We start from the raw sequence: 23134 nt of genomic DNA on the forward strand, positions 1-23134 counted from the left end.
AGGGTCGAGGCAATGCGTGGTTTGGGGTCGCATATTCTGTTTGCCGCGACACTTGCGGTCGCTTCGCCGGTTCTCGCCAAAGACACGACGATCATAGAGCTTCGCGGTGGCGACGGCGCGCGCTCGGTCGGCATCATCTCGTCCAGCGAGGAAGTGGAGGCATCAGGGCCTGCGGCGATCACCGTCGGTGACGACGGCACCATCTACATCCTCGACCAGAACAACGGCCGCGTGCTTGCCGTCGACGCCGAACGCTCGCAGGCCGATCCCGAGGTTCTGCCGCTGCCTGACAATGCCGCGCCGGAGGACCTCGCTGTCGTTCACAACGAACTCTACCTCTGGTCGGACGGTGTTGTGCCGCTCGAACGCTCCACCGACGCCGACGGCCGGTCGCAGACGCTGCGCGCAGTCGACGGCGGCGATGCCGACGACTATACCCGCTCTGTCTTCGCCTCCATGGGCTCGGCACCGCCGGGTCCGCTGAACAGCATCATCGACGAGATCGGCCGCAGCACCAGCCGGCCCGAAGCTCGCCCGCCGGTCGTCCAGTACGTGCCGAGCCGCGGGCTCGGCGACATCGTTGCGGAAGTCTCGGCGACAAACGACAAGGCGGAAATCCTGTTGCGGCGCAGCAGCTCGGAGGAGAATTTCCTCTCTTTGCAGCTGACTTCGGAAGGGCGCATCGGCACCGTCGAACTTCTCGACATCGACACCACGGGCAGGCCCTATGCGCTGGTCGAACTCGTGCCCGCCGACCAACCTGATCGTACCGGCATGCTGGTGGTTCGCTTCACGCCGAACGGGACGGTGGATCGCGTCTACGACCTGCCGATCGACCCTGGCACGGTGTTCTCGAGACGCTTCGTGGCGATCGGTCCGCGCGGCGACGTGCTCTATCTCCGCTCTCAGGAAAGCCGGGCACAGGTGCTGAAACTCGACGGACGGGAGCCCGGCCGCAAGCTCGCCGTCGCCAAGCCCGCCAAGCCGTTGAACATGGGCAAGCCGGGCAAGACGCCGAAGGTCGCGATCGTGCCGAAATCACGCGGTGACGTCATCGAGCGGGCGATCGGCTTCGAGACGCTGAACTGGCTGGTGACGCCGGCCGCCTACGGCAATGATCCCGGACCGGGCTGCGCCAACATGAACCGGCTGCGCCGCCCGATCTACCTGATCGGCAAGCGCGGGCAGACGGTGAAGGGCGTTCCCTATTGCTGGGGCTGCAAGACGCCGCTGGAGGATTTCGTCGGCGGCGTGGAAAAAGGCCAGACCGCCGGCAACGTCTGCACCAAGAGCGCGCCGCAATCCAACATCCTCGGCGTCGACTGCTCCGGTTTCGTCAGCGATGCCTGGGGCCTGAAAATGCATGTATCGACCCGCGCCATTCCCGGCATCGCCAAGCGCCTCTCCGACCCCTGGTCGATGCAACCGGGCGACGCGCTGAACAAGCCGGGCTCGCACGTCCTGCTGTTCATGCGCTTCACCGACGACCGCAAGGTGGAGGTGATGGAGGCCTCGCCGAACGCCTGCAAGGGCCGCGTCTGCCGCAACACCTATTCGCTCGGCAGCCTGTTGATGCGCGGCTACCAGCCGGTGCGTTTCAAGGGGCTCAACGGGTAAGTGGTCTCACGCCACGGGTCGCGAGCCAGCCGCAACCGGCGTGAATATCGAACGTAATGAGCTTCTCCGATCACATTGCCAGCCGGACAAGTTCTCGCGATATCGTCGTCGGAAGTTTTGTCAGAGGTTGTGCTTTTGCAGCATCCACCGCCAATGCAACGACAATGGCGCGTGCTTCTGCGGGAGCCAGCGAGATGTCCTCCGATATGGATATCATTTTGACGTCCAGCATATCGTAGTCCACCTTGTAATATCCAGTTGCGCCCTGAATTACTGCGTCGGGTCTGATCAACAGAAGATCCTGCGCCATTGTGCCGACGAAGAGTGGTCCGCCCCATATGTAACGAAACGCATAAATCGGAATGCCGGTAGGGGAAGTACCAAGACGACAAATATTCGTCTTCAAACGGCGATCTGAGTTCCACCCGGGATCGCTGCCGCCGGGATCACTACCGCCAGTGTCGCCACTGGAACTCCCGCTGCTAGAGCTGCTGCCGCTGGAACTGCCACCCATACCCGAAGAGCTGCCTGAGCCCGAACTTTTATCCGAACGAGCGAACGTCGTCTCATTACTCTTTGCTGCCACCTTTTTAACAGTTGGCGTTTTTTCGCGAGTCGGCTCTTGTTCGGCGAATAAAGTCTTGGCTCCCGGGTTAAAGATGCAGCCCTGCAGGGCTACGCCCGAACCAGCGATGAAAGTCGAGCACAGGAGTATACGGATGAAGAGTTTGCTGGTCATGTAGGGCGCCCCCAGATCGCCGTTTTAGAAGAGATCGTATCTCGGATTTCGCTTCACCCACGTCGCCTTCGCAAGAAGCGTCAGCCTCTCGTTCAGCGATTTGGTCTTCGGAAGGGCCTTGAGTTCTTGCGGAGTCAGTTCGCTCGAAAAAGCCTCTGCTGCCTTCTTCTTTGCAGAATCAGCTAAGGATGCGAGCTCTTTGTCCGACTGTTTCTTAGGGTCGCCGGTGCCAGGTCTGTTGAGCGCGCTTGCAAGAGCAAAATAATGAGCTGCGGTGACTAGGCTCTCTGTGTTTGAACCGTCGCCTTTGGCCATCTTGGCCCGCTCGAACGCACTCCAATAATCACCGCGCTCGGCGCCCATTTCCAACCACGTAATAGAAGTGGCCTCGTCTTTAGGCACTCCTAAGCCGTCTCTGTACATAAGGCCGATATTTCGCGGAGCATAAGGCTGGCCGCCTTCCGCCGCCTTTCTAAAAAGCTCGAGTGCCTTCTCGAGATCCTGCGGCACGGCTTTGCCCGCGCGATAAATCATCCCGAGGCTATTCATTGAATATATGTCGTCTCGCTTGAGACCCGACTCGTAGAAGCGAATACCACGGTCTATGTCGGGAGGAACGTTGACCCCATTGAAGAAGATGTAGCCAAGTTCGTTCATTGCGTAGGTATGGCCCAAATCGGCCGCCTGAAGCATTAGCTTCAGGCCTTCTTGGATATCAGCTTTGGCACCTCTGCCGTAGTAGAGGCTTTTCCCATAGGCATAGAGCGCATAGGGATCCCCCTTCTTCGCGCCCATGGCGGCTATCTCGCTAGATTTTTCGAGGTTCGCCGGTACAGACGCTCCGACGAGATAGAGCGCAGAGACCTCCGAAATCGCCCGCACATGCCCGGCATCCATCGCCTTCTTGATCGTCGCAAAAGCCGTCTTCGTGTCACGGTTGGCAAGCTGGGCGCGGCCGAGCTGGTAGACGAAGCGCGCGACTTCCGGGTAGGCCTTTATCGCCTCCGTGCAAGCCGGCAGCGCAACGTTCGGGTCGATTTCGTTCGGCAGTTTGCCTGCGGTCATGCCCTGCAGGTCGAGGGGGGCTGCGGCTGCTGTGTCGCAGGCGTCGAGCGTCGGTTTGAAAGTGACAGTTGCGGGCGCCAGGTCGTCATTGGCGGCCTGCAGCGTCACGGCGAAGGCCTGGTTTTCCGTGCCGATCTGTGGCTCATAGGAAAGGGCCGGAATATCGGCGGCCTCAAGCACATGTCCGAGGCCGATTACCCGGTCTCCGGCGCGCAGCGTGCCCTTGTCGGGCAGAGCGGCGACCTTGAAGGTCATTTCGGCGGTCGACGCCGGAACGATCGGCAGACCGGCCTTGACGGGGCCGACGCCGATCGTTGCGTCGATATCGCGCGGCAGTTCCTTCAGATAAGCGCCGGCATCGGCGAGCCGCACCTGCTTTTCCTGCTCGAGTTGGGCGAGCTTGACGCCGGCATCGGCCGAGACTGTGATCGCGACCACACCCTGGGTCGCCTGGCCGTAAGGATCGCTGACTGTATAGCCGATCAGACCGATGGTCCCGGCGGCAACGCCCGTGGAATCATAGGTCAGCGCCGTCAGCGCCGCGGCGGGAAGCTTCGCGCCCTGCTCGATCGGCTTGCCGTCGAAGCTGAGCTTGCCCGTCTGCGGGAGCTGGTTGATCGTCACGAGCAGGGCAGAGCCGGTCTCGTCATGCGGCGGGGCGATCGTCAGCTTCGTGGCCGCGGCTCCCTCCGGCACGCTCGCCTGCTGCATCGGCTCGACGCTCGGCGGCGGCGGCGCCGGAATGAAATAGAAGCTGTCCGTCAGCGAGGAATTTTCCCAGGGGATCTGCTTGCCGTCGGTCATGGCGATCACATCGCGACGCACATCGGTCAGGACCTGGCGGATTTCCTTGTTGGGCTCGCTGGCGCGCTTGATAAAGGATTCGGAATAGGGGCTCAGCGCCCCGGTGCCGTCGAGCGCCACCTGGCCCGGTTCTGTGGAAAAGGCGATCAGGCTGCCGAGATCGCTGTCGATGCGCGCAAGCCCTCGCGTGGCGCCGACCGGTTCCAGCTTTTCCGCCATCCAGAATTTCTGCGCGTTGAAGGGATTGTTGCGGCAGGCGTCGAGGAAGATCAGCTGCACGCGCGAATTCTGCTTGAGATGGTTCAGGATCAGGTCGAGCGGCATGGTCTGCGTCTCGACGTCATAGGGCGTCTCCAGCGTCGCATCGACCGGAACGATGAAATTCTGCCCGCCCACCTGGATGCCATGGCCCGAGTAATAAATGAGGCCGGCTTCCGCATTGTTGGTCGAACGCAGGAAGCGGCGCACGGTGTCTTCGAGCCCGATGCGGTCGACATTGACGCCGATCGTCACGTCGAAACCGGCCGCGCGCAGCGTGTTGGCGACCTCTTCGACATCATTGGCCGGATTGGGAAGCGAGGGCAGCGTCTTGTAGACCGAATTGCCGATGACGAGGGCAACGCGGCGTCCGCTCTCCTCGGTCATGGCGGCATGAGCCGTGCCGATCGACAGCAGTATTGCCGCGACGATCAGCAGATAGGCGTGTAGTCTCCTGACGGCGTGAAACTTGGGCATGGCTGGATCGCAAACATTCTATTGTTTCTGCTCAATAAAATTTGCTGGCCCGCTGGTGCCGGACCCCCTCCGCATTCACGTTTCAAAAATATTCCTCGGCGCCCTAAAAAGCAAGCTTCGCCGCCCCCAAGTGAATTGGAGCAGCCCCGTCAGATTGGAAGCCCGCCGGCCGCAGGAAAGACTGTAAAAATCAAGAAATTATCATGCGGCCGGCATTGGATACGTCAGCTCCGATGGCGGTTTCTTAGCCTCGAAACGTATAGTTGCCGATCGACGCCGGTTTCATCTCGATGGAGAAGCCCGGCAGGGTCGGCGGCATATAGGCCGCGTTCTCGATCCGGCAGGGGTCGAGGAAGTGTTCGTGCAGATGATCGACATATTCGATGACGCGGCCGTCCTTGGTGCCCGAGACCGCGATATAGTCGATCATCGACAGGTGTTGCACATATTCGCAGAGGCCGACGCCGCCGGCATGCGGCCAGACCGGTCGGTCGAATTTGGCGGCGATCAGCAGCACGGCGAGCACCTCGTTCAACCCGCCCATACGGCAGGAATCGATCTGCACGATATCGATCGCGCCCTCGGCGATGAACTGCTTGAACATGATGCGGTTCTGGCACATTTCGCCCGTCGCGACCTTCACCGGCGCGATCGCCTGGCGGATCTTGCGGTGACCGGCGACGTCATCGGGGCTAGTGGGTTCCTCGATGAAGAAGGGCTTGGCTGGGGAAAGCGCCTTGACCCAGTCGATCGCCTGGTCGACATCCCAGACCTGGTTGGCGTCGATCATTAGGTAACGGTCGGGACCGATCACCTCGCGGGCGATCCTGAGGCGGCGGATGTCATCTTCCAGGTCGCGGCCGACCTTCATCTTGATATGGTTGAAGCCGGCGTCGATCGCCTCCTGGCAAAGGCGCCGCAGCTTCTCGTCTTCATAACCCAGCCAGCCGGCCGAGGTCGTGTAGCAGGCATAGCCCTCCTTTTCGAGGGTGGCGATGCGTTCCGCCTTGCCCGCCTCCGCCCGCTTCAGGATCTCGATCGCCTCATCGCGCGTCAGCACGTCGGTGAGATAGCGGTAATCGACGATATCGGCGATCTCTTCCGGCGACATCTCGGCGACGAGCCGCCAGACGGGTTTGCCGGCCTGCTTGGCAAGCAGATCCCAGACGGCGTTGACGACCGCGCCGGTCGCCAGATGAATGGCGCCCTTCTCCGGACCGATCCAGCGCAGCTGGCTGTCGCTCGTCAGATGCCGCCAGAACTTGCCGGGATGGGCGAGAATTTCGGCGAGGTCGGCGCCGACGATGAGGTGGCGCATCGCCTCGATCGCCATGCAGCAGATATCGTTGCCGCGGCCGATGGTGAAGGTCAGGCCGTGGCCGGCAAGATCAGGCGCATCCGTATCGAGAATGACATAGGCGGCCGAATAATCCGGATCGGGGTTCATCGCATCGGAGCCATCAAGGCTTTGCGATGTGGGGAAGCGAAGGTCGAAGACGCGAAGGTCGGTGATGCGGGTCATGGTTGTTCCTCCCGATTATAATTATGGAGGGCCGATCATATGGGCCGATGGCCGTGGCCGGCCGGCAGGACTGCCGGCGGCATGATCGGCTGAAATCAGATCGTCCAGCCGCCGTCGATGGCGATCGCCTGGCCCGACGTGTAGGTTGCGCCGGCGAGATAGACAGCGAGATCGGCGATCTCCTCCGGCGTGCCGAGCCGGCCCATCGGCTGGCGGGCGATGAAGGCGGCGCGTGCTGCATCATAATCGCCTTGGGCGCGCATGCGGTCCTGCAGCGACGGGCTTTCCACCGTGCCGGGGCAGATGGCGTTGCAGCGGATGCCTTGAGCGACATAATCGGCGGCGACGGATTTGGTGAGGCCGATGACCGCCGCCTTGGTGACGCCATAGGCGAAGCGGTTCGGCACGCCCTTGATGCTGGAGGCGACGGAGGCCATGTTGATGATCGCCCCGTCCTTGCGCTCGAGCATGCCGGGCAGCACCGCGCGGATCGTGCGGATCATCGCCCTGACGTTGAGGTCGAAGGCGAATTCGAGATCGGAATCCTTCATCTCGAGGATCGAGCCCGCATGGACGAAGCCGGCACAGTTGAACAGCACGTCGACGGCGCCGATCTCGGTAACGAGGGTGTTGACCGCGTCCTCTTCGAGCACGTTGAGCTTGTGGGTGGAAATGCCGGTTTCGGCGGCAAGGGCGGCCAGCGCATCAGTGTTAATGTCGGTCGCGTGGACCTTGGCGCCGACCGCGGCAAAGGCGATTGCCGTCGCCCGGCCGATGCCCTGACCGGCGGCGGTGATGAGAACGGTCTTGCCGGAAAGTCTGTTTGTCATGTCACGGGCCTCTTCTTGGTTTGTCCACGCTGGACGATGGTATGCCAATGCGTCTCAGGCGAAGGCTCAGCCATGAAGCTCGCCCGTCGCCGTCTATCACTAAAGTGTATCGCGATCTTTCAGATTTCGCTTGCCACGCTTCAGGTCCCTGGTTTTGCGCGACATGCTTCAGCTTTCTTTGCGCGCTTCGACCGGATTCTGGCAAGGTCAGCGCAGCACGCCGCCTTGCGTTCGGGCCGGCTCCGGGGCTGATGGTCATTCCCATGCGTTGCATGGTCTTCCTCCCTGTCCACGGCTTGTTCGTGATCTCGCCGTTTGGACGTCTCCAGGCTTTCGCCTTCCCAGCATGTCTTCAGCTATGATTTGTCTGTTTATAGACAAACAGACGATTGGCCAAGGGTCAAGTGCGAAGTTTTCCTTTTCCGGCTGCGGTTCTGCGTATATGCAGGACGATATTCACAGGAGGAAGGAATGGAGATCGACGAGTCGGACCGCTACCGCGCTCCTGCCCTCGACAAGGGCCTCGATATTCTGGAGCTGCTTGCCGGCGTCGACAGCGGCCTCACCCAGGCGGAGATCGCCAAGCGGCTCGACCGCAGCCCCAATGAATTCTACCGCATGCTCGACCGTCTGGTGCGCCGCGGTTACGTCACCCGGCTGGACGGCGACCGTTATTCGCTGACCTTGAAACTCTTCGGTCTTGCCCAGTTGCACGCGCCGGTGCGCCGGCTTGCTTCCTATGCTACGCCGCTGATGCGCGATCTTGCCCAGCGTACGCGCCAGGCCAATCACCTTGCCGTCTTCGACCGCGGCGCGGCTGTTGTCATCGCCCAGCAGGAGGCGCCGGATTACTGGGGATTTTCGATCCGTGTCGGCGCTCATATCAGTCTCTTCGACACCGGCTCTGGCCATGTGCTTCTCGCCTTCCGCAGCGAGGAGGAACGGGAGATGATGATCTTGGAACATGTGCGCAGCCGTTCGGACGTCGAACTCGGCGCGGAATTCTACGACCGTCTCAACCAGATCCGCGAGCGCGGTTACGAGATGATGGCGAGCGCCCAGACATCAGGCGTCTACAATCTTTCCGCTCCCGTTCTCGGGCCGGACCGGCGATGCATCGCCGCCCTCACCTGTCCCTTCATTGCTCTCGTGAATGCGCCTTCGGCACCCGATATCAGCCAGACGATCCTGCTGGTGCAGAAGACCGCAGCCCAGCTTTCGCTGCTGGCCGGCGCCGACGTCGCCAACCCCACCGACAGCTGAGAATTTCTATTTGAACAATCCATTCACCAAAGATAGGTTGCCGGAAGGCCACTCCCCGGAGGAAAAGAGCGTGCTCATCGATACCCATCTGCATATCATCGACCGGTCGGCGCTGCGTTATCCCTGGCTTTCGGGCGAGCCTGACCTCGATCACGATTTCCTCTACGAGACTTATGCGGCCGAGGCCCGGCGCTGTGGCATCACGACGGTGCTGCACATGGAAGTCGACGTCGATCCCGCCGTCATGCAGGCCGAGACCGATCATGTCGCCGGCATTGCTAAACGGGCAGGCAGCATGATTGCCGGCGCCATCGTTTCCTGCCGGCCGGAAGACGAAGGCTTTGCCGCCTATCTCGAGCGGCAAAAGGCCGATCCCTTCGTCAAGGGATTCCGCCGCGTACTGCATGTTGTGCCCGACGATGTGTCCGAAGGGGCGCTGTTTCGCGAAAACATCAGGCGGATCGGCGGCAGCGGCCTGACCTTCGACCTCTGCACGCTGCCGCATCAGGCGGGCCGCGTGGCCGCCCTCGTCGATTTTGCTCCGGATGTGCAGTTCGTTCTCGATCATTGCGGCGTGCCCGATATCCGCTCGGATGCCTTCGAGCCCTGGAAGGCCGGTGTATCGGAGATCGCCCGGCGGCCGAACGTCATCTGCAAGGTCTCGGGCGTCGTCGCCTATGCCGATGCCGAGACATGGACGGCTGAGACGCTGAGGCCTTACATCGAACATGTGATTGCAAGTTTCGGCTGGGATCGCGTCGTCTGGGGCAGCGACTGGCCGGTCTGCACGCGCGGCGGCGGGCTTTCCACCTGGGTGGCCGCGACCCAAGCCGTGCTTTCCTCCAGCAGCGAGGCTGAGCGCTCCAAGCTGCTTTTCGCCAATGCGCAGCGCCTCTGGTCACTCTGATCTAGTTTACGCAATTCCTGACAGGAAGCCGCCGCACAATTTGTCGCGCAAACGCTCCGGCATCGCGAAAAACGTGATGTGCCTTACAAAAGTGCTACTTTGGCATGTTTTTTGCTGGATACTGAATGAAGCATTGCAGTGTTTCGGTTTGAGACGACTTACAACCAAGCAATTGCGAGCTTTATACATCTCGGGTAAAAGTTGTCAGGCAGGGATATGACGAATAACCTCATGTCCGCTGGCCTCAGGAGGGAAAATAAAATGAAAGAAGAACCGCATGCAGTGGACGTTCACGTCGGAAAGACCATCCGTATACAGCGTCTACTGAGGAAAGTTTCCCAGACGGAATTGGGAGATCGTGTTGGCGTGACGTTCCAGCAGATTCAGAAATATGAAAAGGGCTCCAATCGCGTTTCCGCCAGCATGCTGGTTGAAATCGCCGGCGCGTTGAAGGTCGATGTCAGGACGTTTTTCGACGATCTGTCGACGCCGGATACGGCCAACGACAACCCCGCTCCGAGCGAGGAATTCGTCATTTCGCGTGAAGGCGTTCTTCTCAATGCTGCCTTCTTCTCGATCAAGAACGAAGCTCTTCGCAAGAAGATCCTGAAGCTTGTTCAGGCGATCGCCCACACCGAACAGTTGGAAGCTGACGCGGCCGAATAGACCGGCAACCCGTCACGCGATTCCAACGGACCGCATAAGGACCAATAGCGACTGATCGGGATCAATTGTTATCGATCGAGATCAATGACGATCGATCAGGATCAGGTTCTCGCTGGCGTCCTTCATTGCGATCTTGGCCTTGCTGCCGAGCAGCTTCTCGAGATTGACGTCTAGCTCCCTGTCGGGATCTATGCCGTCCCAATCGATGACGACCTGCAGCAGCGCCATGTTCGTCAGGTGCATCAGATTACGCAGCTGAAGCTTTTCAGCCTCCTCCTTGGCTGCCGACAGCAGCCGGAAGATCCTTGCGTATTCACTGCCTGTACCTTCGGCATATTGTTCAAACATCGTTTCCGCCCTCTTGGTCGTGAAACCTACGATTCCATCATCAGTGCATCTTTCCGCTGCGACCGTTATTCTACCGTTACAGGAGTCACGCTGCGCGTGACTTCGGCGTGCAGAAGCTCCCAGTGGGAGGTGGCGGCGAAGCGCCAGTCACGGTTGACGGGGAGGAATTCGTCGCGGCGTAGCCACTCCAGCACCAGCCGCGCGTCGTTGCGCTTACGCTCGACGCGGTACTTGCGGATGGCTGCGAGGATATGGTCGCGGCGTGGTTTGCGGGCGAAGTGGCACTCGTCGACCACCTTCGCATAGGTTCGCTCCGAAAAATGCAGGAAACGGCCGGCAAGCAGCAGTTTCTTGCGTTCGCCGGGCGAAATCTCGCCATGGGCGTGAAGCGCTTCGATCGTCGGCTCGAAATCGACCCAGGGGACGGAAAGCGGCAGCCAGCCGAGCTCCTGCGGCGCATGCACCAGCGCGACGGCCTCGTCGTCGATCAGCCGGCCGGCCTCGTAATCCTCGAAGATCGCGCCGAGGCCGACCATGCCGAAGGGAGCGCATTCGGCCGCCCGCAACGCCCCCATGCTGGCGCCGCCGGCAACCGCGACGTCGCGTTCGAGGGCATAGAGGATTTCCTTGTGCCAGACCGAAGGCAGATCGCCGAAATAACCGTCGACGAGGCCGATCGCGGTCGCGCCATCTTCAACCGCTTTCAGGATGTCGCCGCAGGCGGCCGGCGGCCGGAAATCGATGCGGGGAGACATCGCTCTTGCCGCGGCGAGATCGATGCCAAGGCTCGGACCGACGAACATCACCTTCATGATTGGGCTCCTCTCAACGTGTTGACCGCACGCATCCCGAGCTGGATGTACTGGCCTGAAATATCGACCTCCAGGCCGGGCACGATCACCCTGACGACCGAGACCGGCAGGGTCCGGTGCGCAAATGGCACGACGACGATCTGCTCGATGCCGGTCGCCGTCAGCCGGCCGGCGATATGGCGGATGGTATCCTGGATCGTTGCCGGGCGGCGATCACGGGTCTGGAACGCGCGCATCCGGCCATCGCCCTCGCAGAGTTCGACCACTTCCTGCATGGCTGCACTGCGGTCGAGTCTTTGATAGATCCGGGGCGAGAAATCGTCACGGCTGCCGGCGATCGCGGTCAGCCGGCTCTGCGCCGCTTCGGTGATGGCGCGCAGCGCGGCGCGCACGGGATCGGGATGGCAGCCGCAGCCGCCGCAGACATGCGACCAGCGTGCATCGACACGGTCGGAAAGATTGCCCGGCATGATGACGGCCAGGAAGGCGGGAACGCCGATATCGGTCGTCATGTCGAGCAGCAGCAGCCGCATGCCGGCGCGTGCGATCCGGTCGGTCATGATGTCGATGACCGCATCGCCGAAGGAGGCCGGGTCGATGCGGCTCTCCTTCAGGCGTTCCGGCGATTTGAGCTGGGTCAGAGCCCAGGCGTCGCGCTCCACCAGTTCGCAAAGTCCGTGAAGGACCGCTTCTGCGGGCGTGTTGCCGGAGGCAAGCCCGTCGCTCGACTGCTCGAAGCCCGGCGGCCTTTCGCCGCGATGGTCGAGGCCGACTAGCCACCACGGCACGAAAACGCTGCTGCCCGAAAGGATATCGAGGCCGGAGCACCAGGGAATGGGGTGACTGCCGATCTCGTCGGGCGCGCAGCGGGCGACATTGTCGAGGTCGATCATGGCGGCACGCTCCGCCCGCATGCTCTCGACCGTCGCCTGCGTCAGGTCGGCCGGCGGAATTTCCGCGATCCGCGTCTCGATGGCCTCCATGGCCGCTGAGGTCATGGCGGCGTCGTTGTCGATGCCCTTGCCCTGGAAGACCGAGAGCGTATGGCTGTTCGGCCGCGTCGCGAAGGCGACGGGAATGTTCAGGACATCGAGCGCGGTCAGGAGACCGACGCGCGTGATGCCGAATTCGCGCAGGTGCGGCCTGATCGCCGCGAGCGTCTGGGCCGGTGTGACCGCGCGGTCGTGATAGTCGCTGACACCGGCCGATGATCGTTCCAGGTCACCGGCAAGCGTTTCAAGGTCGGTGAAAGCGGACATGCTGATATGGTCCTCAGCGGAACCTTAGCGCATGCGTCAGGCTCTCGAGTGCATTGGCGGAAACGTTGAGTTCGTCCTGTTTCAGGGCTGCCCTGGCAGCTGCAGAGAAGCGCAGCGACTGTGTCTGAACTGCGGTGGTTTCAGCATTCGTCTTCATGGTCCATCTCCGATTGGTGCTGGCAGCGCCTTGCTGCCGTTAACCATCGGAGGGAAACATTGCCTGCGTCATTTAAGCGTTACAGGCTTCGTTAAAAGGCCATGCAATTAGGGAAGACCAGCAAGTTGCAGGCCTTTTATCAACGGTTCCGTATAGGCGGGATCGCGATCGGGAACGAAATGGCGGATATCCTCGCTGCGGAAATCCGGGAAGTTTTCCAGCACCACCCGGGCGTAGTTCCCAGCCTTGCCGGTATCTCCCGCCATGGCATGCGAGGCGGCGAGCAGGCGGGCGGTCGCCTGCTTCGTCTTTACCGGTTCCAGCGCCTCGATCGCTTTTCCATACTCTTCGCGCATGAAGTGAATGCCGCCGAGGTTCCAGTAATAATAGTCGGGCGGCAGCGGATTGAGCTTGAAGGCCGCGCGGCTGAGTTCCAGCGCCCGATCGAAATCGCCGTCATGAGAAAGCGCGTCGGCGAAATCGGCAAGAATGTCGGCGTCGTTGGGATTGAGATCCTGGGCCTGCTGGAAATGCTCCAGGCTTTCGTCGAACCGGCGACGATAAAGCGCCACGAAGCCGAGCTCGCGATAGGCCCGGCCGCTGTTCGGGTCGGACTGCTGCGCGAGGCGGGCGGCACTGTTCGCCTCGTCGAGCAGTTCCGTGTCCTGCATGCCGCGGATCAGCCATTCCATGCCGAGCGCGCGTGAGACGCCGGCATGGGCGGCCGAGAAGTGTTCATAACGGTTGAGCGAGGATTTGAACCATTTGCGAGCCTGGCGCAGATGCTGCAGGTCGGTCTGGGCGATCAGCCGCTTGCCTTCCAGGTAGAGACGGTAAGCGGATGCCGGCGCCTCGCCGATCGGCATCGCCAGTTCATGGCGCTCGATCGTGTCGGCAAGCGAAGAGACGATCCTCCGCGTCAGATGCGCGAAGGATTCGCTGATCTTCTGCATGACGAGCGGCAGCTCGATGGCCCAGATCACTTCCGATGTCGTCGTCCGCGTTAGGCGGCAAGTGGCATAGACATCCTCGTCGCGGCCCTGGATGCTGACGTAAACAGCGTAGTCGAAGCTGAGGTCGAGCGGGCCGGGCAAGGCGCGCGTAGGATCGACCGCACGGCTGAGGATCTCAAGGCTCGTATGCGCGGCGATCACCTTGAAGCCGCGCTGCTGGCTGAGGCCGATGGTGACGTCTTCGAGAAGCGCCCTGCCGACGCGCTCCATCAGCGGATCGGTGAAGATGCTTTCCGGCGGCAGGATGATGATGCGCGGTTGGCCGACCGGATCGACGAACATGCCGGGCGCTGCCGGGCGCTCCGGTGCGGCGGCCTGCGCTGGGGGTATCAGGCCGAGCTCGCGAGCGAGCGCCGTAGTGCTCTCCTCCGGCTCGGTATCGAAATCGTCTTTCAGCTGGCTCTTGCACTTGAGATAGGCCTGACGCGCCGCCGCAGGATCGTTCATCCCGACGTGGAGGCGCATCAAGGCGCGGTACGCCGTCTCGCTGGCGGAGTCGAGTTCCAGGAGGCGCCTGGCAAGCGCGACCTGCTCTTCGTCAGATCTGTCGTCGGCGGCCTCGACCAGCCGGGTGAGGTGGGTAGAGCGCAGTTCGTCGACACGCTGGCGTTCGTAGGTCAGCCAGTCCTCGGCGCCCTGCGTCGGCGATTTGGCGCCTTCGAGCAACTCGCCGTTGAGGATTTCGCTGTCCCCAGGGGCAAGCGGCCCCTTCTGTTTCAGAATATGGACGTCGACCTCCCAGCCGTCCGCAAGCCCGATATGGGTTCGCGTTGCGGCAAGCAGCGGTGGAAGATCGGCTGGGATGCTCTGCTCGATGCGCGCGAGCAGCTGGCGCAGGCTGCCCGCCCGCTTTTCCGGCAATTCGGATTGCCAGAGCTGCCGCCTGATGGTTTCGCGGTCAAGTTCGAGATTGGCTTCGGCGGCGAGCATGGCGAGGAGAAAATACGACTTCTCTGGCAAGGGAAGTTCCCTCCCCGCTGCCAGCAATCGCGGTCTTCCGAGCAGGCATAGCCTGTTCGTCGACGTTTGCCCGGATGTCCGTTGCATCTCGGTTCTCACCCCTGAAAGCCAAGGCGCGCGAACGCACCTGCGGTCAAAAGCATGTTAGAGCTATAATGCCGCTACGCATAGCCGCTTTGCTTTAAAAAGAAGAATTTTCATCTAATATTTGCATATTCTCAAGCTGCCTTGCGAGGAAATGCTTTGCCGACACTTTCCGTCGAATGCGAATGCGTGCCATTTCGGCACGCTATTTATCTCACCGCGGTCCCCAGGCGGACGTCATCGTTCATATAGAGACGTTAAGTTACTGGCCGTCGATAGAGTGCCAGCCGGGAGGATTGCCGTGAAGCCTGAGGATTGCACCCTCGTCCGGCGAAGAGTGATCAGAGTACCTGCGCAATCCGTCTCGGAACCGCGTCCGTCGCCGCTTTGACGAAATCGAGCCCGATATCGAGCACCGGCGCGCTATGTGTCAGCCAGCCGACAGAAATGAGATCGACGCCGGAAGCCGCGATGGCTGCGGCCGTTGCCGGCGTGACGCGGCCCGATGCCTCGGTGATTGCCTGCCCGTCGACGATGGCGACGGCTTCGCGCAGCTGATCCGGCGTCATGTTGTCGAGCAGAACGGCATCGACGCCGGTCTCCATCGCTTCACGCAGTTGATCGAGCGTATCGACCTCGACCTCTATCTTCACCATATGGCCGACGCCGGCTCGCGCCCGGCGGATCGCCTCGGTGACGCCGCCGGCGATGGCGACGTGATTGTCCTTGATCAGCACCGCGTCATAGAGCGCGAAACGGTGGTTCATGCCGCCGCCCGCCCGCACCGCATATTTCTCCAGCGCTCTCAGCCCCGGCGTCGTCTTGCGCGTGCAGGCGACGGAGGCCTTGCTGTCCTGAATGGCGGCGGCAATCTCGGCCGTGACGGTTGCAATGCCTGAGAGGTGGCCGAGGAAATTCAGCGCGGTGCGCTCACCGCTCAGCAGGCCACGCGACGGGCCTTCGATGGTGGCGATGACGTCGCCCGGTTTGACCGCGTCGCCATCCCGGAGATTTCGCCGCATGACGATCTCGGGATCGACGAGGGTGAAGGCGAGTTCGGCAGCATCGAGGCCGGCGATGACGCCCGGCTGGCGAGCGGCCATCACCACGGTCGAGCGATGATCTTGGGGGATGACCGATGCCGAGGTGATATCGCCGGCAAGACCGAGATCTTCGAGCAGGGCTGTCCGCACCAGCGGCTCGACGATCAGGCGCGGAAGGGGAACGAGGCTCATCTCAGGCACTCCTTGCAAGGGCATAGGGCGGGGTCGCGCGGGCGATCTCCAGAACGTCGAAAAGGCACATGCGGCGCCGGTTGGCGTCGGCGAGCTTCAGCGGAAAATCGGTGCGGGCATGGGCGCCGCGCGATTCCATCCGCAGGCTGGCGAAGACGGCGATCAGCAACGCGACAGTGGCTGGATCGGCGGCCGGGCCATTGCCTTCGGCAAGCGGCAGAAGTGCTGCAATCGCTCCCTGAATGGCGCCGGCATTGCGCAGCACGCCGACATGGCGCGAGACGATCGGCCGGATAAGCGACGCATCGGCGGCCACCGGCAGTTTCTCGGCGAAGATGGTGCCTGCGGCACTTGCGGGCATGCCAGATATGTCGTGTGCTACCCGGATGCCCATGACAACAGCCTCCAGCAGCGAATTGCTGGCGAGCCGGTTGGCGCCATGCAGGCCGGTTGAAGCCGCCTCTCCGGCGACCCAGAGACCGGAAACCGAGCTGCGGCCGTTTGCATCCGTTGCAACGCCGCCCATGTGATAGTGAACGGCCGGGCGCACCGGAATAAGGTCATTGGCCGGATCGATGCCGGCCTCGCCGCAAAGGGCTGCGATGACGGGAAAGCGCGCGGCAAACCGGCTGCCGAGTGCATTGCGGGCATCGAGAAAGACCCTGCCGCCGCGGGCGATTTCGGCGCTGATCGCGCGCGCGACGACATCGCGCGGCGCCAGCTCTGCGCCTGATGTGCGGGCCATGAAACGTTCGCCTTGTTCGTTGACGAGCAAGGCCCCCTCCCCGCGCACCGCCTCGCTGACGAGCGCCAGTGGCCTGCGGCGCGAGTCGAGCGCGGTCGGGTGGAACTGGACGAATTCCATATCGGCGAGCGCGGCGCCTGCTCTTGCCGCAAGCGCGATCCCCTGGCCGAAATTACCCATCGGATTGGTGGTTGCGTCATAAAGCCCGCCGATGCCGCCGGTGGCGAGCACCACCTTGGAGGTCGGCAGGATGGCGGCGCCTTTCGCGGTGGCGCAGAGCAGGCCCGCCACACGCTCGCCGTCCATCAATATCCGCCGAGCCTCGAAGCCCTCGAGCACCGTGATCGCAGGCGTTTGCATCACCGCCCGCACCAGCGCGGCGATGATCGCCGCTCCGGAGCCGTCGCCTTCGGCATGGACGATGCGGCGGCGGCAATGCGCGGCCTCCAGCCCGAGCGAAAGCTCGCCCTCGGCATTCCTGTCGAAGCGCACGCCGGCTTGTTCCAGCGCGGCAATCGCTGCCGGCGCCCCGGCAATAATGCCGCCGGCGACCGCGGGATCGCAGAGGCCGTCGCCGGCGGCAAGCGTATCGGCAAGATGTAGTTCGGCGCTGTCATCCGCGCCCATGCTGGCGGCAATGCCGCCCTGTGCCCAGGCGCTTGACGTCTCGGTACCGAGGGATGCGCGGGTGACGAGGACGGAGGGTTCTGGCGCCAGCGTCAGCGCGGTCATCAAGCCCGCAAGCCCGCTGCCAACGATGACCGTGCGCCCGGCAAGGTGCTCGATGATCTCGGTCATATCGCCAGCATCCTCTCGACAGCACGGCGCGCGGCCACTGCAATCGCCGGATCGACGGTGACTTCGTGACGGTTTTCCTCCAGTGCTGCACGGATATTGCTGAGCGTGATCCGCTTCATATGCGGGCAAAGATTGCAGGGGCGAATGAACTCCACGTCGGGATGGTGCACGGCGACATTGTCGCTCATCGAGCATTCGGTGAGCAGCACGACGCGCGCCGGCTTCTGCCTGCCGACATAATCCGACATCACGGCGGTCGAGCCGGCGAAATCGGCTTCCGCCACCACGTCGGGCGGGCATTCAGGATGTGCGAGCACCGTCACGCCGGGATGGTTTTCACGCAGCTGGCGCACATCCTCGGCGGTGAAGAGTTCATGCACTTCGCAATGCCCGTGCCACGCGATGATCTCGACATCCGTCTCGCGGGCGACGTTGCGCGCCAGATATTCGTCCGGGATCATCAGCACCTTCGGTACGCCGAGCGATTCCACCACTTGTCTTGCATTGCCCGAGGTGCAGCAGATGTCGGAGGCGGCCTTCACCGCGGCCGAGGTGTTGACATAGGTGACGATGGGCACGCCGGGATGGGCATGGCGCAGCAGCGCGATATCCTCGGGCGTGATCGAATCCGCTAGGGAACAGCCGGCACCGAGATCGGGGATCAGCACGGTTTTCTCTGGGTTCAGGAGCTTGGCGGTCTCGGCCATGAAATGCACGCCGGCAAGCACGATGATATCGGCATCGACCTCGATCGCCTTGCGGGCGAGCGCCAGGCTGTCGCCGACGATATCGGCCACGCCGTGGAAGATCTCCGGCGTCTGATAGTTATGCGCGAGGATGACGGCGTTACGGCGGCGCTTGAGCTCGAGGATCGCGTCGACGTCGTTTTCGAACGTCATCCATTCGGCTTTGGGAATGACGCGGCTGACGCGATCGTAGAGCGAGGATGCGGAAACAGGGTGATTCATGACCGGCTCCTAATTATGCTCTCTTTGAGCATATCATAGGCAAAGAGATATTCTCACGGTGAGCATATGTCAATTGCGGGAGAGCGGTAATTTCGTTCCGGCCAGCGCCCGTTCCTCGAGCACCGTGTGGCGGAAGCGGAAAAGCTTGGCCGGCCGGCCGCCGGTTTCGCTTTCCGTCTCGCCGGTTTCCTCGACCAGTTCCTGCTGTTCGATGAGGCGGCGGAAGTTCTGCTTGTGCAGCGTCAGCCCGGCGAGCGCCTCGATGGTGCGCTGGAGCCTCAGCAGTGTGAAACTGTCAGGCATCAGTTCGAAGACGACAGGGCGGTATTTGATCTTGGCGCGCAGCCGGGCGATCCCGGTCGCGAGAATGCGGCGGTGATCGGCAAACATCGCGCGGCCGAGATTAGCGTCAGCCCCGCATCCGGCTTCCGCCACGAGCCTTGCTTCGTAAAGCAGTTCATAGCGCTGCAACGCCAGATCCTCGTTCCAGCCGCCGCCGTCGAGGCCGAAGGTGAAATCCGCCCGGCGATGGCGATGGTCGCGTCTGGCCGGATCGGCATCGGCCCAGATCTTCAGGCGCCCCATGATCTCATCGAGCACCGCCGGCCGTCCGTGCCGATGGTCTTCCCAGGGGAAATATTCGTACCAGCCGTGCCATCCCGGCCGTCCGGCGCCCGACTGCTCGTTGACGAGACCGAGATAGCTGATCGAGATCGTCCGTCCGCCCGGGATGTCGTTGTTCCGGTCGCGATCGGCGAAGGTATAGAGCTGTTCGAGATAGCCGACAGGGTGTGCCGTCTGCTCCTGCACCCATTCGCGCAGGCCGGATTGCAGGGTGCGGTGCCCCATCTCGAAGGGGCCTGAAGGCAGCGCGTCGCCGGAGCGGATGGTCATGACGCGCGGCTCGTCCCCCGTCACCGCGACGAGCACAGCAATCAATTCCGCATGCGCAAAGCCGATCGTCACAGGGGACTGAATACTCCGTTCCGAATGAATCGAACGGATCATTCCTGGCACAGGCTATGGCCGAAGCCAATGGAGGAGAAGCGCCTTGGCGGCGCTTCCCACATCATCCAGGCACGGAACGCGGTTGTGCTTAGCGATTGCCTGTCTTCAACTGGTCCAGAAAAATTTTCAGTTCCGCTTCATCGATGCCAACGAGATGGCGCTTTTCCGGATAGGCGCCGCTTCTGACGTCGTCGGCGAATTCCGTAAAGGCGGCGATGCGCTCGCGCTGCAGCCGGTCGTGTTCGGCGGCGAAGTTGCGATAGACCTTGGCATGGCGGGGATAGTGGTCGCGATTGGCACCGAGCACGTCGTCGGCGAAGAGATATTGGGCGTCGCAGCCGCTGCCTGCTCCCATGGAGATCATCAGCATGGAGGTGCTGGCGCTGATGGCGGCGGCGACCTCTCCCGGCACGACTTCGATTTCGGCGGCGAAGGCGCCGGCCTCTTCCAGCGCCTTGGTCTGGCGCCAGATCTCTGCCGAACTCGCCGCCGTCTTGCCGACGGCGCGGAAGCCGCCCGTCCAGGTCGCCTTCGAAGGGATCAGCCCGAGATGACCGCAGACGGGAATGCCTTCGTCCCGCAGGCGCCGGATCGTCTGCAGGCTTGCGGCGCAATAGACCGCATCGCCACCCGCCTTCAAGGCCGCGAAGGCGGCGCGGAGATAGTCTTCCGCCGAGACATGGTCGCCATATTCGAGCCCTGGAATGGCGAAAGGCGTGGGGGCGACCTCGCGAAAGACCGGCCCAAGCAGCGAGGGCGGCACGGAAACCATGTCGATCCCCGCTTTTTCGGCGGCTTCGGCCTCCTCCAGCGTGGTGACGCGCAACATGGTGAGCTGGCGCTTGCCTTTTTCCGCAAGCAGATCGGCGACCGTCGCGCGTTTATGTTTCTTCATCGTCAAATTCCTTTGAAAAATAGAGGGTGGCTCAGGCGGCCAACAGGGATTTCAGTTTGATATCGCTGGCTGCCAGCGCGGCCGGGTCTGGGTGGGCGCGCGCCGCGATCAGCATTTCGGCGAGCCTGATGTCGCGCGCCACGGCATTGCCCGGACCGATACCGCTTGCGGCGATCAAACGCCCGTCTGCATCGAGATGGAAGAGAATGAAGGCGCCTGCGCCGAGATCACGGCGCAGATGGGTGACGGCGCCTTCGGCAAGGCCTGATATCTGCAGCGTCATGTCGTATTGATCGGACCAGAACCACGGCACTGATGAAGCGGCTTCCTCGAGGCCGAGCATATTGGCCGCGGCCAATGTGCCCTGTTCCTGAGCATTGCGCCAGGATTCGAGCCGCACCCGGCGGCCGCCATAGATCGACAGCGGAAAGGAGCAGCAGTCGCCGGCGGCAAAGACATCAGGTGCGGAGGTCTGCAGATAGGCGTCGACGGCAATGCCATTGTCGATCGTCAGCCCTGCCCTTTCGGCGATCTCGACATTCGGCCGCGCGCCGATGCCGACGAGGGCAAGATCGGCTTCTATGACCTCTTCGCTCGACAATCGGATCCGGGCTTTGTCGTTTTCCTCGGTCAGCGCTTCGATGGAGACTCCGCACCGGATATCGACGCCCTCGGCGCGATGACGCTCCGTGAGCAGATGGGCGATCGCCTCCGGCACGCCGCGCTTCAATACGCGTTCCAGCCCCTCGATGACGGTGACGTCGGCGCCGAGCTGCCGAGCTGTTGCCGCAAGTTCCAGCCCGATAAAGCCGCCGCCGATGATGGCGATATGCCGTCCCGGCTTCATGGCATCGCGCAGCGCCGCCGCATCGTCATGCGTTCTCAGCGCGCGAATACGCGGGCTTCCCAAAGGAGCGCCAGGGAACGAACGCGCGGCTGCGCCCGTTGCGAGCAGGAGCTTGTCGTAGGAGAGCACGGTACCGTCCGAAAGCGTGATGGCCCTGGATACGGTATCGAGATCCCTCGCCTCCAGGCCGGTCAGCAGCCGGATGCCGCTGTCGGCATATTTTTCGAACGCGGCGATGAATTTCGGATCGCCGGCATCGGTGGGACCGGCCTTCGAAAGAGGTGGCCGCTCATAAGGCGGAAGGGGTTCGGCTCCAACAAGCGTTATCTCGCTGGCAAAGCCTTTTTCGCGCAGGGCGAAAGCAGCGCGCGCACCGCATTCGCCCGCACCCAGGATGACGAAATGAACCACCGTCCGCCTCCTTCAGACCGAGATGAAGACGGTGTCGCCTTCGACCTTCACAGGATAGGTCTTGAGATTGACGCAGACCGGTGCACCCTTGGCTTCGCCTGTCTTGTAGTTGAAGCGGCCATTATGCTTCGGACATTCGATGATCTCATCCATGACAAGCCCGTCGGCGAGGTGGATATGTTCATGTGTGCAGAGCCCGTCGGTGGCGAAGAATTCGTCGTCAGGGCTGCGATAGACAGCGAAGGTGCGCCCGTCATGATCGAAGCGGATGACATCCTCTTCGTCGATTTCGTCCTTGCCGCAAACCTCAATCCAATTGCCGCTCATCTTGTCCTCCCTTGATCGTGATTATTGTGCCGCCGGGGCCAGTTCGTTGTGGAATTCCTCGCGATAAGGCCGCGCGGTTGCCGGCAGCTCGCGCTTCAGGAAATAATCCTCGTTGCGCAGCTGGCGCAGGAAGGCCGGAATCATCTCGCGATAGCCCGACCAGATCGACGGGTTCGGTGCCGGCAGGTCATGCTTGATCATCTCGTGCAACTGGGGCAGCGCGTGGTAGGGCACCATCGGAAACATGTGATGTTCGACGTGGTAGTTCATGTTCCAGTAGATGAAGCGGCTGATCGGGTTCATGTAGACGGTGCGGCTGTTCAGCCGGTGGTCGATGACGTTGTCGGCAAGGCCGCCGTGCTGCAGCAGTCCGGTCAGCACATGGTGCCAGGCGCCGTAGAGGCGCGGCAGGCCGATCAGCACCAGCGGCAGGATCGAGCCCATGGCGATCGCCGTGGCAATCGTCGCGACATAGATCGCCAGCCAGATGCGGGCGAAACGGATCGCCTTCGGCTGCTCCATCTCGGGAATGAAGGTCTTTTCCGCCGCGCTGACGCCGCCGAAGGCATTGCGCAGCATGTCGATGACCGCATGCCAGGCGTCGAGGATGCCGAAGAAATTGAGGATCAGGCGGAAGAGATCCGGCGGCCGCATGACGGCGATCTCGGGATCACGGCCGACGATGACGGTATCGGTGTGGTGGCGGGCATGGCTCCAGCGCCAGGTCACCGGATTGCGCATGATCATGAAGCAGGCGATCTGGTAGACGACATCGTTCAACCAGCGCGTCTTGAAGGCGGTGCCGTGACCGCATTCGTGCCAGCGGCTGTCGGAGGCTGAGCCGTAGAGCACGCCATAGGCGAGGAAGAAGGGTATCGCGATCCAAGAGCCCCAGAAATAGATGCCGAGCCCGGCGAGCACCGCCATGCTGCCGAGCCAGATGATCGTGTCCCGGATCGCCGGCGCATCGGAGCGCTGCATCAGTGCCTTCATCTCCTTGCGCGGAATGTCGGTATGATACCATTCGGCTGCCGCCAGCCCCGTCTCGACGGCGGTGCGACCGCTTTCGCCGAGCAGGTCGTAGTCACGTTTCTTTGTCTGGATCGCCATCATCCGCCT

General features: G+C 62.3%; 21 protein-coding genes. 4 read left to right on the forward strand and 17 right to left on the reverse strand.

The window, feature by feature from the left end:
- Positions 1-12 precede the first annotated feature (12 nt).
- On the forward strand, positions 13-1617 hold the full coding sequence (locus EFB14_RS06150) for an NHL repeat-containing protein (RefSeq protein WP_126823628.1): 1605 nt from the start codon (positions 13-15) through the stop codon (positions 1615-1617).
- Positions 1618-1687: 70 nt separating this feature from the next.
- Here EFB14_RS06150 and EFB14_RS06155 read toward each other — a convergent pair whose 3' ends face one another.
- The 4 genes from EFB14_RS06155 to EFB14_RS06170 all read right to left on the reverse strand — a co-directional run bounded on the left by EFB14_RS06155 (position 1688) and on the right by EFB14_RS06170 (position 7312).
- Positions 1688-2356 carry a tail fiber domain-containing protein gene (locus tag EFB14_RS06155; protein ID WP_126823630.1) on the reverse strand — a complete coding sequence of 223 codons (669 nt, stop codon included), beginning with the start codon at positions 2354-2356 and terminating at the stop codon, positions 1688-1690.
- A 24-nt stretch (positions 2357-2380) separates the two neighbouring features.
- Complete coding sequence (locus EFB14_RS06160) at positions 2381-4960, reverse strand: caspase family protein (RefSeq protein ID WP_126823632.1); 2580 nt, start codon at positions 4958-4960, stop codon at positions 2381-2383.
- 244 nt (positions 4961-5204) lie between these two features.
- Positions 5205-6482, reverse strand: coding sequence for an L-fuconate dehydratase (locus EFB14_RS06165; protein WP_126823634.1), 1278 nt, complete (start codon positions 6480-6482; stop codon positions 5205-5207).
- A 95-nt stretch (positions 6483-6577) separates the two neighbouring features.
- On the reverse strand, positions 6578-7312 hold the full coding sequence (locus EFB14_RS06170; protein WP_126823636.1) for an SDR family oxidoreductase: 735 nt from the start codon (positions 7310-7312) through the stop codon (positions 6578-6580).
- A gap of 471 nt (positions 7313-7783) precedes the next feature.
- Here EFB14_RS06170 and EFB14_RS06175 point away from each other — a divergent pair, with 471 nt between their 5' ends.
- The 3 genes from EFB14_RS06175 to EFB14_RS06185 all read left to right on the forward strand — a co-directional run bounded on the left by EFB14_RS06175 (position 7784) and on the right by EFB14_RS06185 (position 10148).
- Positions 7784-8575 carry an IclR family transcriptional regulator gene (locus EFB14_RS06175; RefSeq protein ID WP_126823638.1) on the forward strand — a complete coding sequence of 264 codons (792 nt, stop codon included), beginning with the start codon at positions 7784-7786 and terminating at the stop codon, positions 8573-8575.
- Positions 8576-8645: 70 nt separating this feature from the next.
- On the forward strand, positions 8646-9482 hold the full coding sequence (locus EFB14_RS06180; protein WP_126823640.1) for an amidohydrolase family protein: 837 nt from the start codon (positions 8646-8648) through the stop codon (positions 9480-9482).
- Between the two features lie 261 nt (positions 9483-9743).
- A complete protein-coding gene (locus tag EFB14_RS06185; protein ID WP_008531490.1) occupies positions 9744-10148 on the forward strand; it encodes a helix-turn-helix domain-containing protein in 405 nt (134 codons plus the stop codon).
- Between the two features lie 81 nt (positions 10149-10229).
- Here EFB14_RS06185 and EFB14_RS06190 read toward each other — a convergent pair whose 3' ends face one another.
- The 13 genes from EFB14_RS06190 to EFB14_RS06245 all read right to left on the reverse strand — a co-directional run bounded on the left by EFB14_RS06190 (position 10230) and on the right by EFB14_RS06245 (position 23125).
- Positions 10230-10496, reverse strand: coding sequence for a hypothetical protein (locus EFB14_RS06190; RefSeq protein ID WP_125845475.1), 267 nt, complete (start codon positions 10494-10496; stop codon positions 10230-10232).
- A gap of 65 nt (positions 10497-10561) precedes the next feature.
- Positions 10562-11308 carry a TfuA-like protein gene (locus tag EFB14_RS06195; RefSeq protein ID WP_126823642.1) on the reverse strand — a complete coding sequence of 249 codons (747 nt, stop codon included), beginning with the start codon at positions 11306-11308 and terminating at the stop codon, positions 10562-10564.
- Entirely contained in the window at positions 11305-12567 is a 1263-nt protein-coding gene (locus EFB14_RS06200) for a YcaO-like family protein (RefSeq protein ID WP_126823644.1), read from the reverse strand. Before EFB14_RS06200 ends, EFB14_RS06195 begins: the two co-directional genes overlap by 4 nt.
- A 13-nt stretch (positions 12568-12580) precedes the next feature.
- Positions 12581-12724 (reverse strand): hypothetical protein, encoded by a 144-nt coding sequence (locus EFB14_RS32810; RefSeq protein ID WP_164737489.1) that lies wholly within the window; start codon positions 12722-12724, stop codon positions 12581-12583.
- A 107-nt stretch (positions 12725-12831) separates the two neighbouring features.
- Positions 12832-14784 carry a BTAD domain-containing putative transcriptional regulator gene (locus EFB14_RS06205; RefSeq protein ID WP_126823646.1) on the reverse strand — a complete coding sequence of 651 codons (1953 nt, stop codon included), beginning with the start codon at positions 14782-14784 and terminating at the stop codon, positions 12832-12834.
- A gap of 338 nt (positions 14785-15122) precedes the next feature.
- Positions 15123-16040 (reverse strand): carboxylating nicotinate-nucleotide diphosphorylase, encoded by a 918-nt coding sequence (gene nadC / locus EFB14_RS06210; RefSeq protein ID WP_126823648.1) that lies wholly within the window; start codon positions 16038-16040, stop codon positions 15123-15125.
- Entirely contained in the window at positions 16018-17559 is a 1542-nt protein-coding gene (locus EFB14_RS06215) for an L-aspartate oxidase (protein WP_126823650.1), read from the reverse strand. The genes nadC and EFB14_RS06215 overlap by 23 nt, the downstream gene beginning before the upstream one ends.
- Positions 17556-18527 (reverse strand): quinolinate synthase NadA, encoded by a 972-nt coding sequence (gene nadA / locus EFB14_RS06220; protein ID WP_126823652.1) that lies wholly within the window; start codon positions 18525-18527, stop codon positions 17556-17558. Before nadA ends, EFB14_RS06215 begins: the two co-directional genes overlap by 4 nt.
- A 69-nt stretch (positions 18528-18596) precedes the next feature.
- Positions 18597-19493 carry an NUDIX hydrolase gene (locus EFB14_RS06225; protein ID WP_126823654.1) on the reverse strand — a complete coding sequence of 299 codons (897 nt, stop codon included), beginning with the start codon at positions 19491-19493 and terminating at the stop codon, positions 18597-18599.
- Between the two features lie 130 nt (positions 19494-19623).
- Positions 19624-20430, reverse strand: coding sequence for a 3-methyl-2-oxobutanoate hydroxymethyltransferase (locus EFB14_RS06230; protein WP_126823656.1), 807 nt, complete (start codon positions 20428-20430; stop codon positions 19624-19626).
- 31 nt (positions 20431-20461) lie between these two features.
- Positions 20462-21688: an NAD(P)/FAD-dependent oxidoreductase gene (locus tag EFB14_RS06235; protein WP_126823658.1), complete on the reverse strand. Its 1227-nt coding sequence runs from the start codon at positions 21686-21688 to the stop codon at positions 20462-20464.
- Positions 21689-21700: 12 nt separating this feature from the next.
- The gene (locus EFB14_RS06240; RefSeq protein WP_126823660.1) at positions 21701-22015 is read right to left on the reverse strand and encodes a MocE family 2Fe-2S type ferredoxin; all 315 of its coding nucleotides are present in this window, start codon (positions 22013-22015) and stop codon (positions 21701-21703) included.
- A gap of 21 nt (positions 22016-22036) precedes the next feature.
- Entirely contained in the window at positions 22037-23125 is a 1089-nt protein-coding gene (locus EFB14_RS06245; protein ID WP_126823661.1) for a fatty acid desaturase family protein, read from the reverse strand.
- Positions 23126-23134 lie beyond the last annotated feature (9 nt).

It is taken from the genome of Rhizobium fabae (assembly GCF_003985135.1).
Classification (GTDB): Bacteria; Pseudomonadota; Alphaproteobacteria; order Rhizobiales; family Rhizobiaceae; genus Rhizobium; species Rhizobium pisi.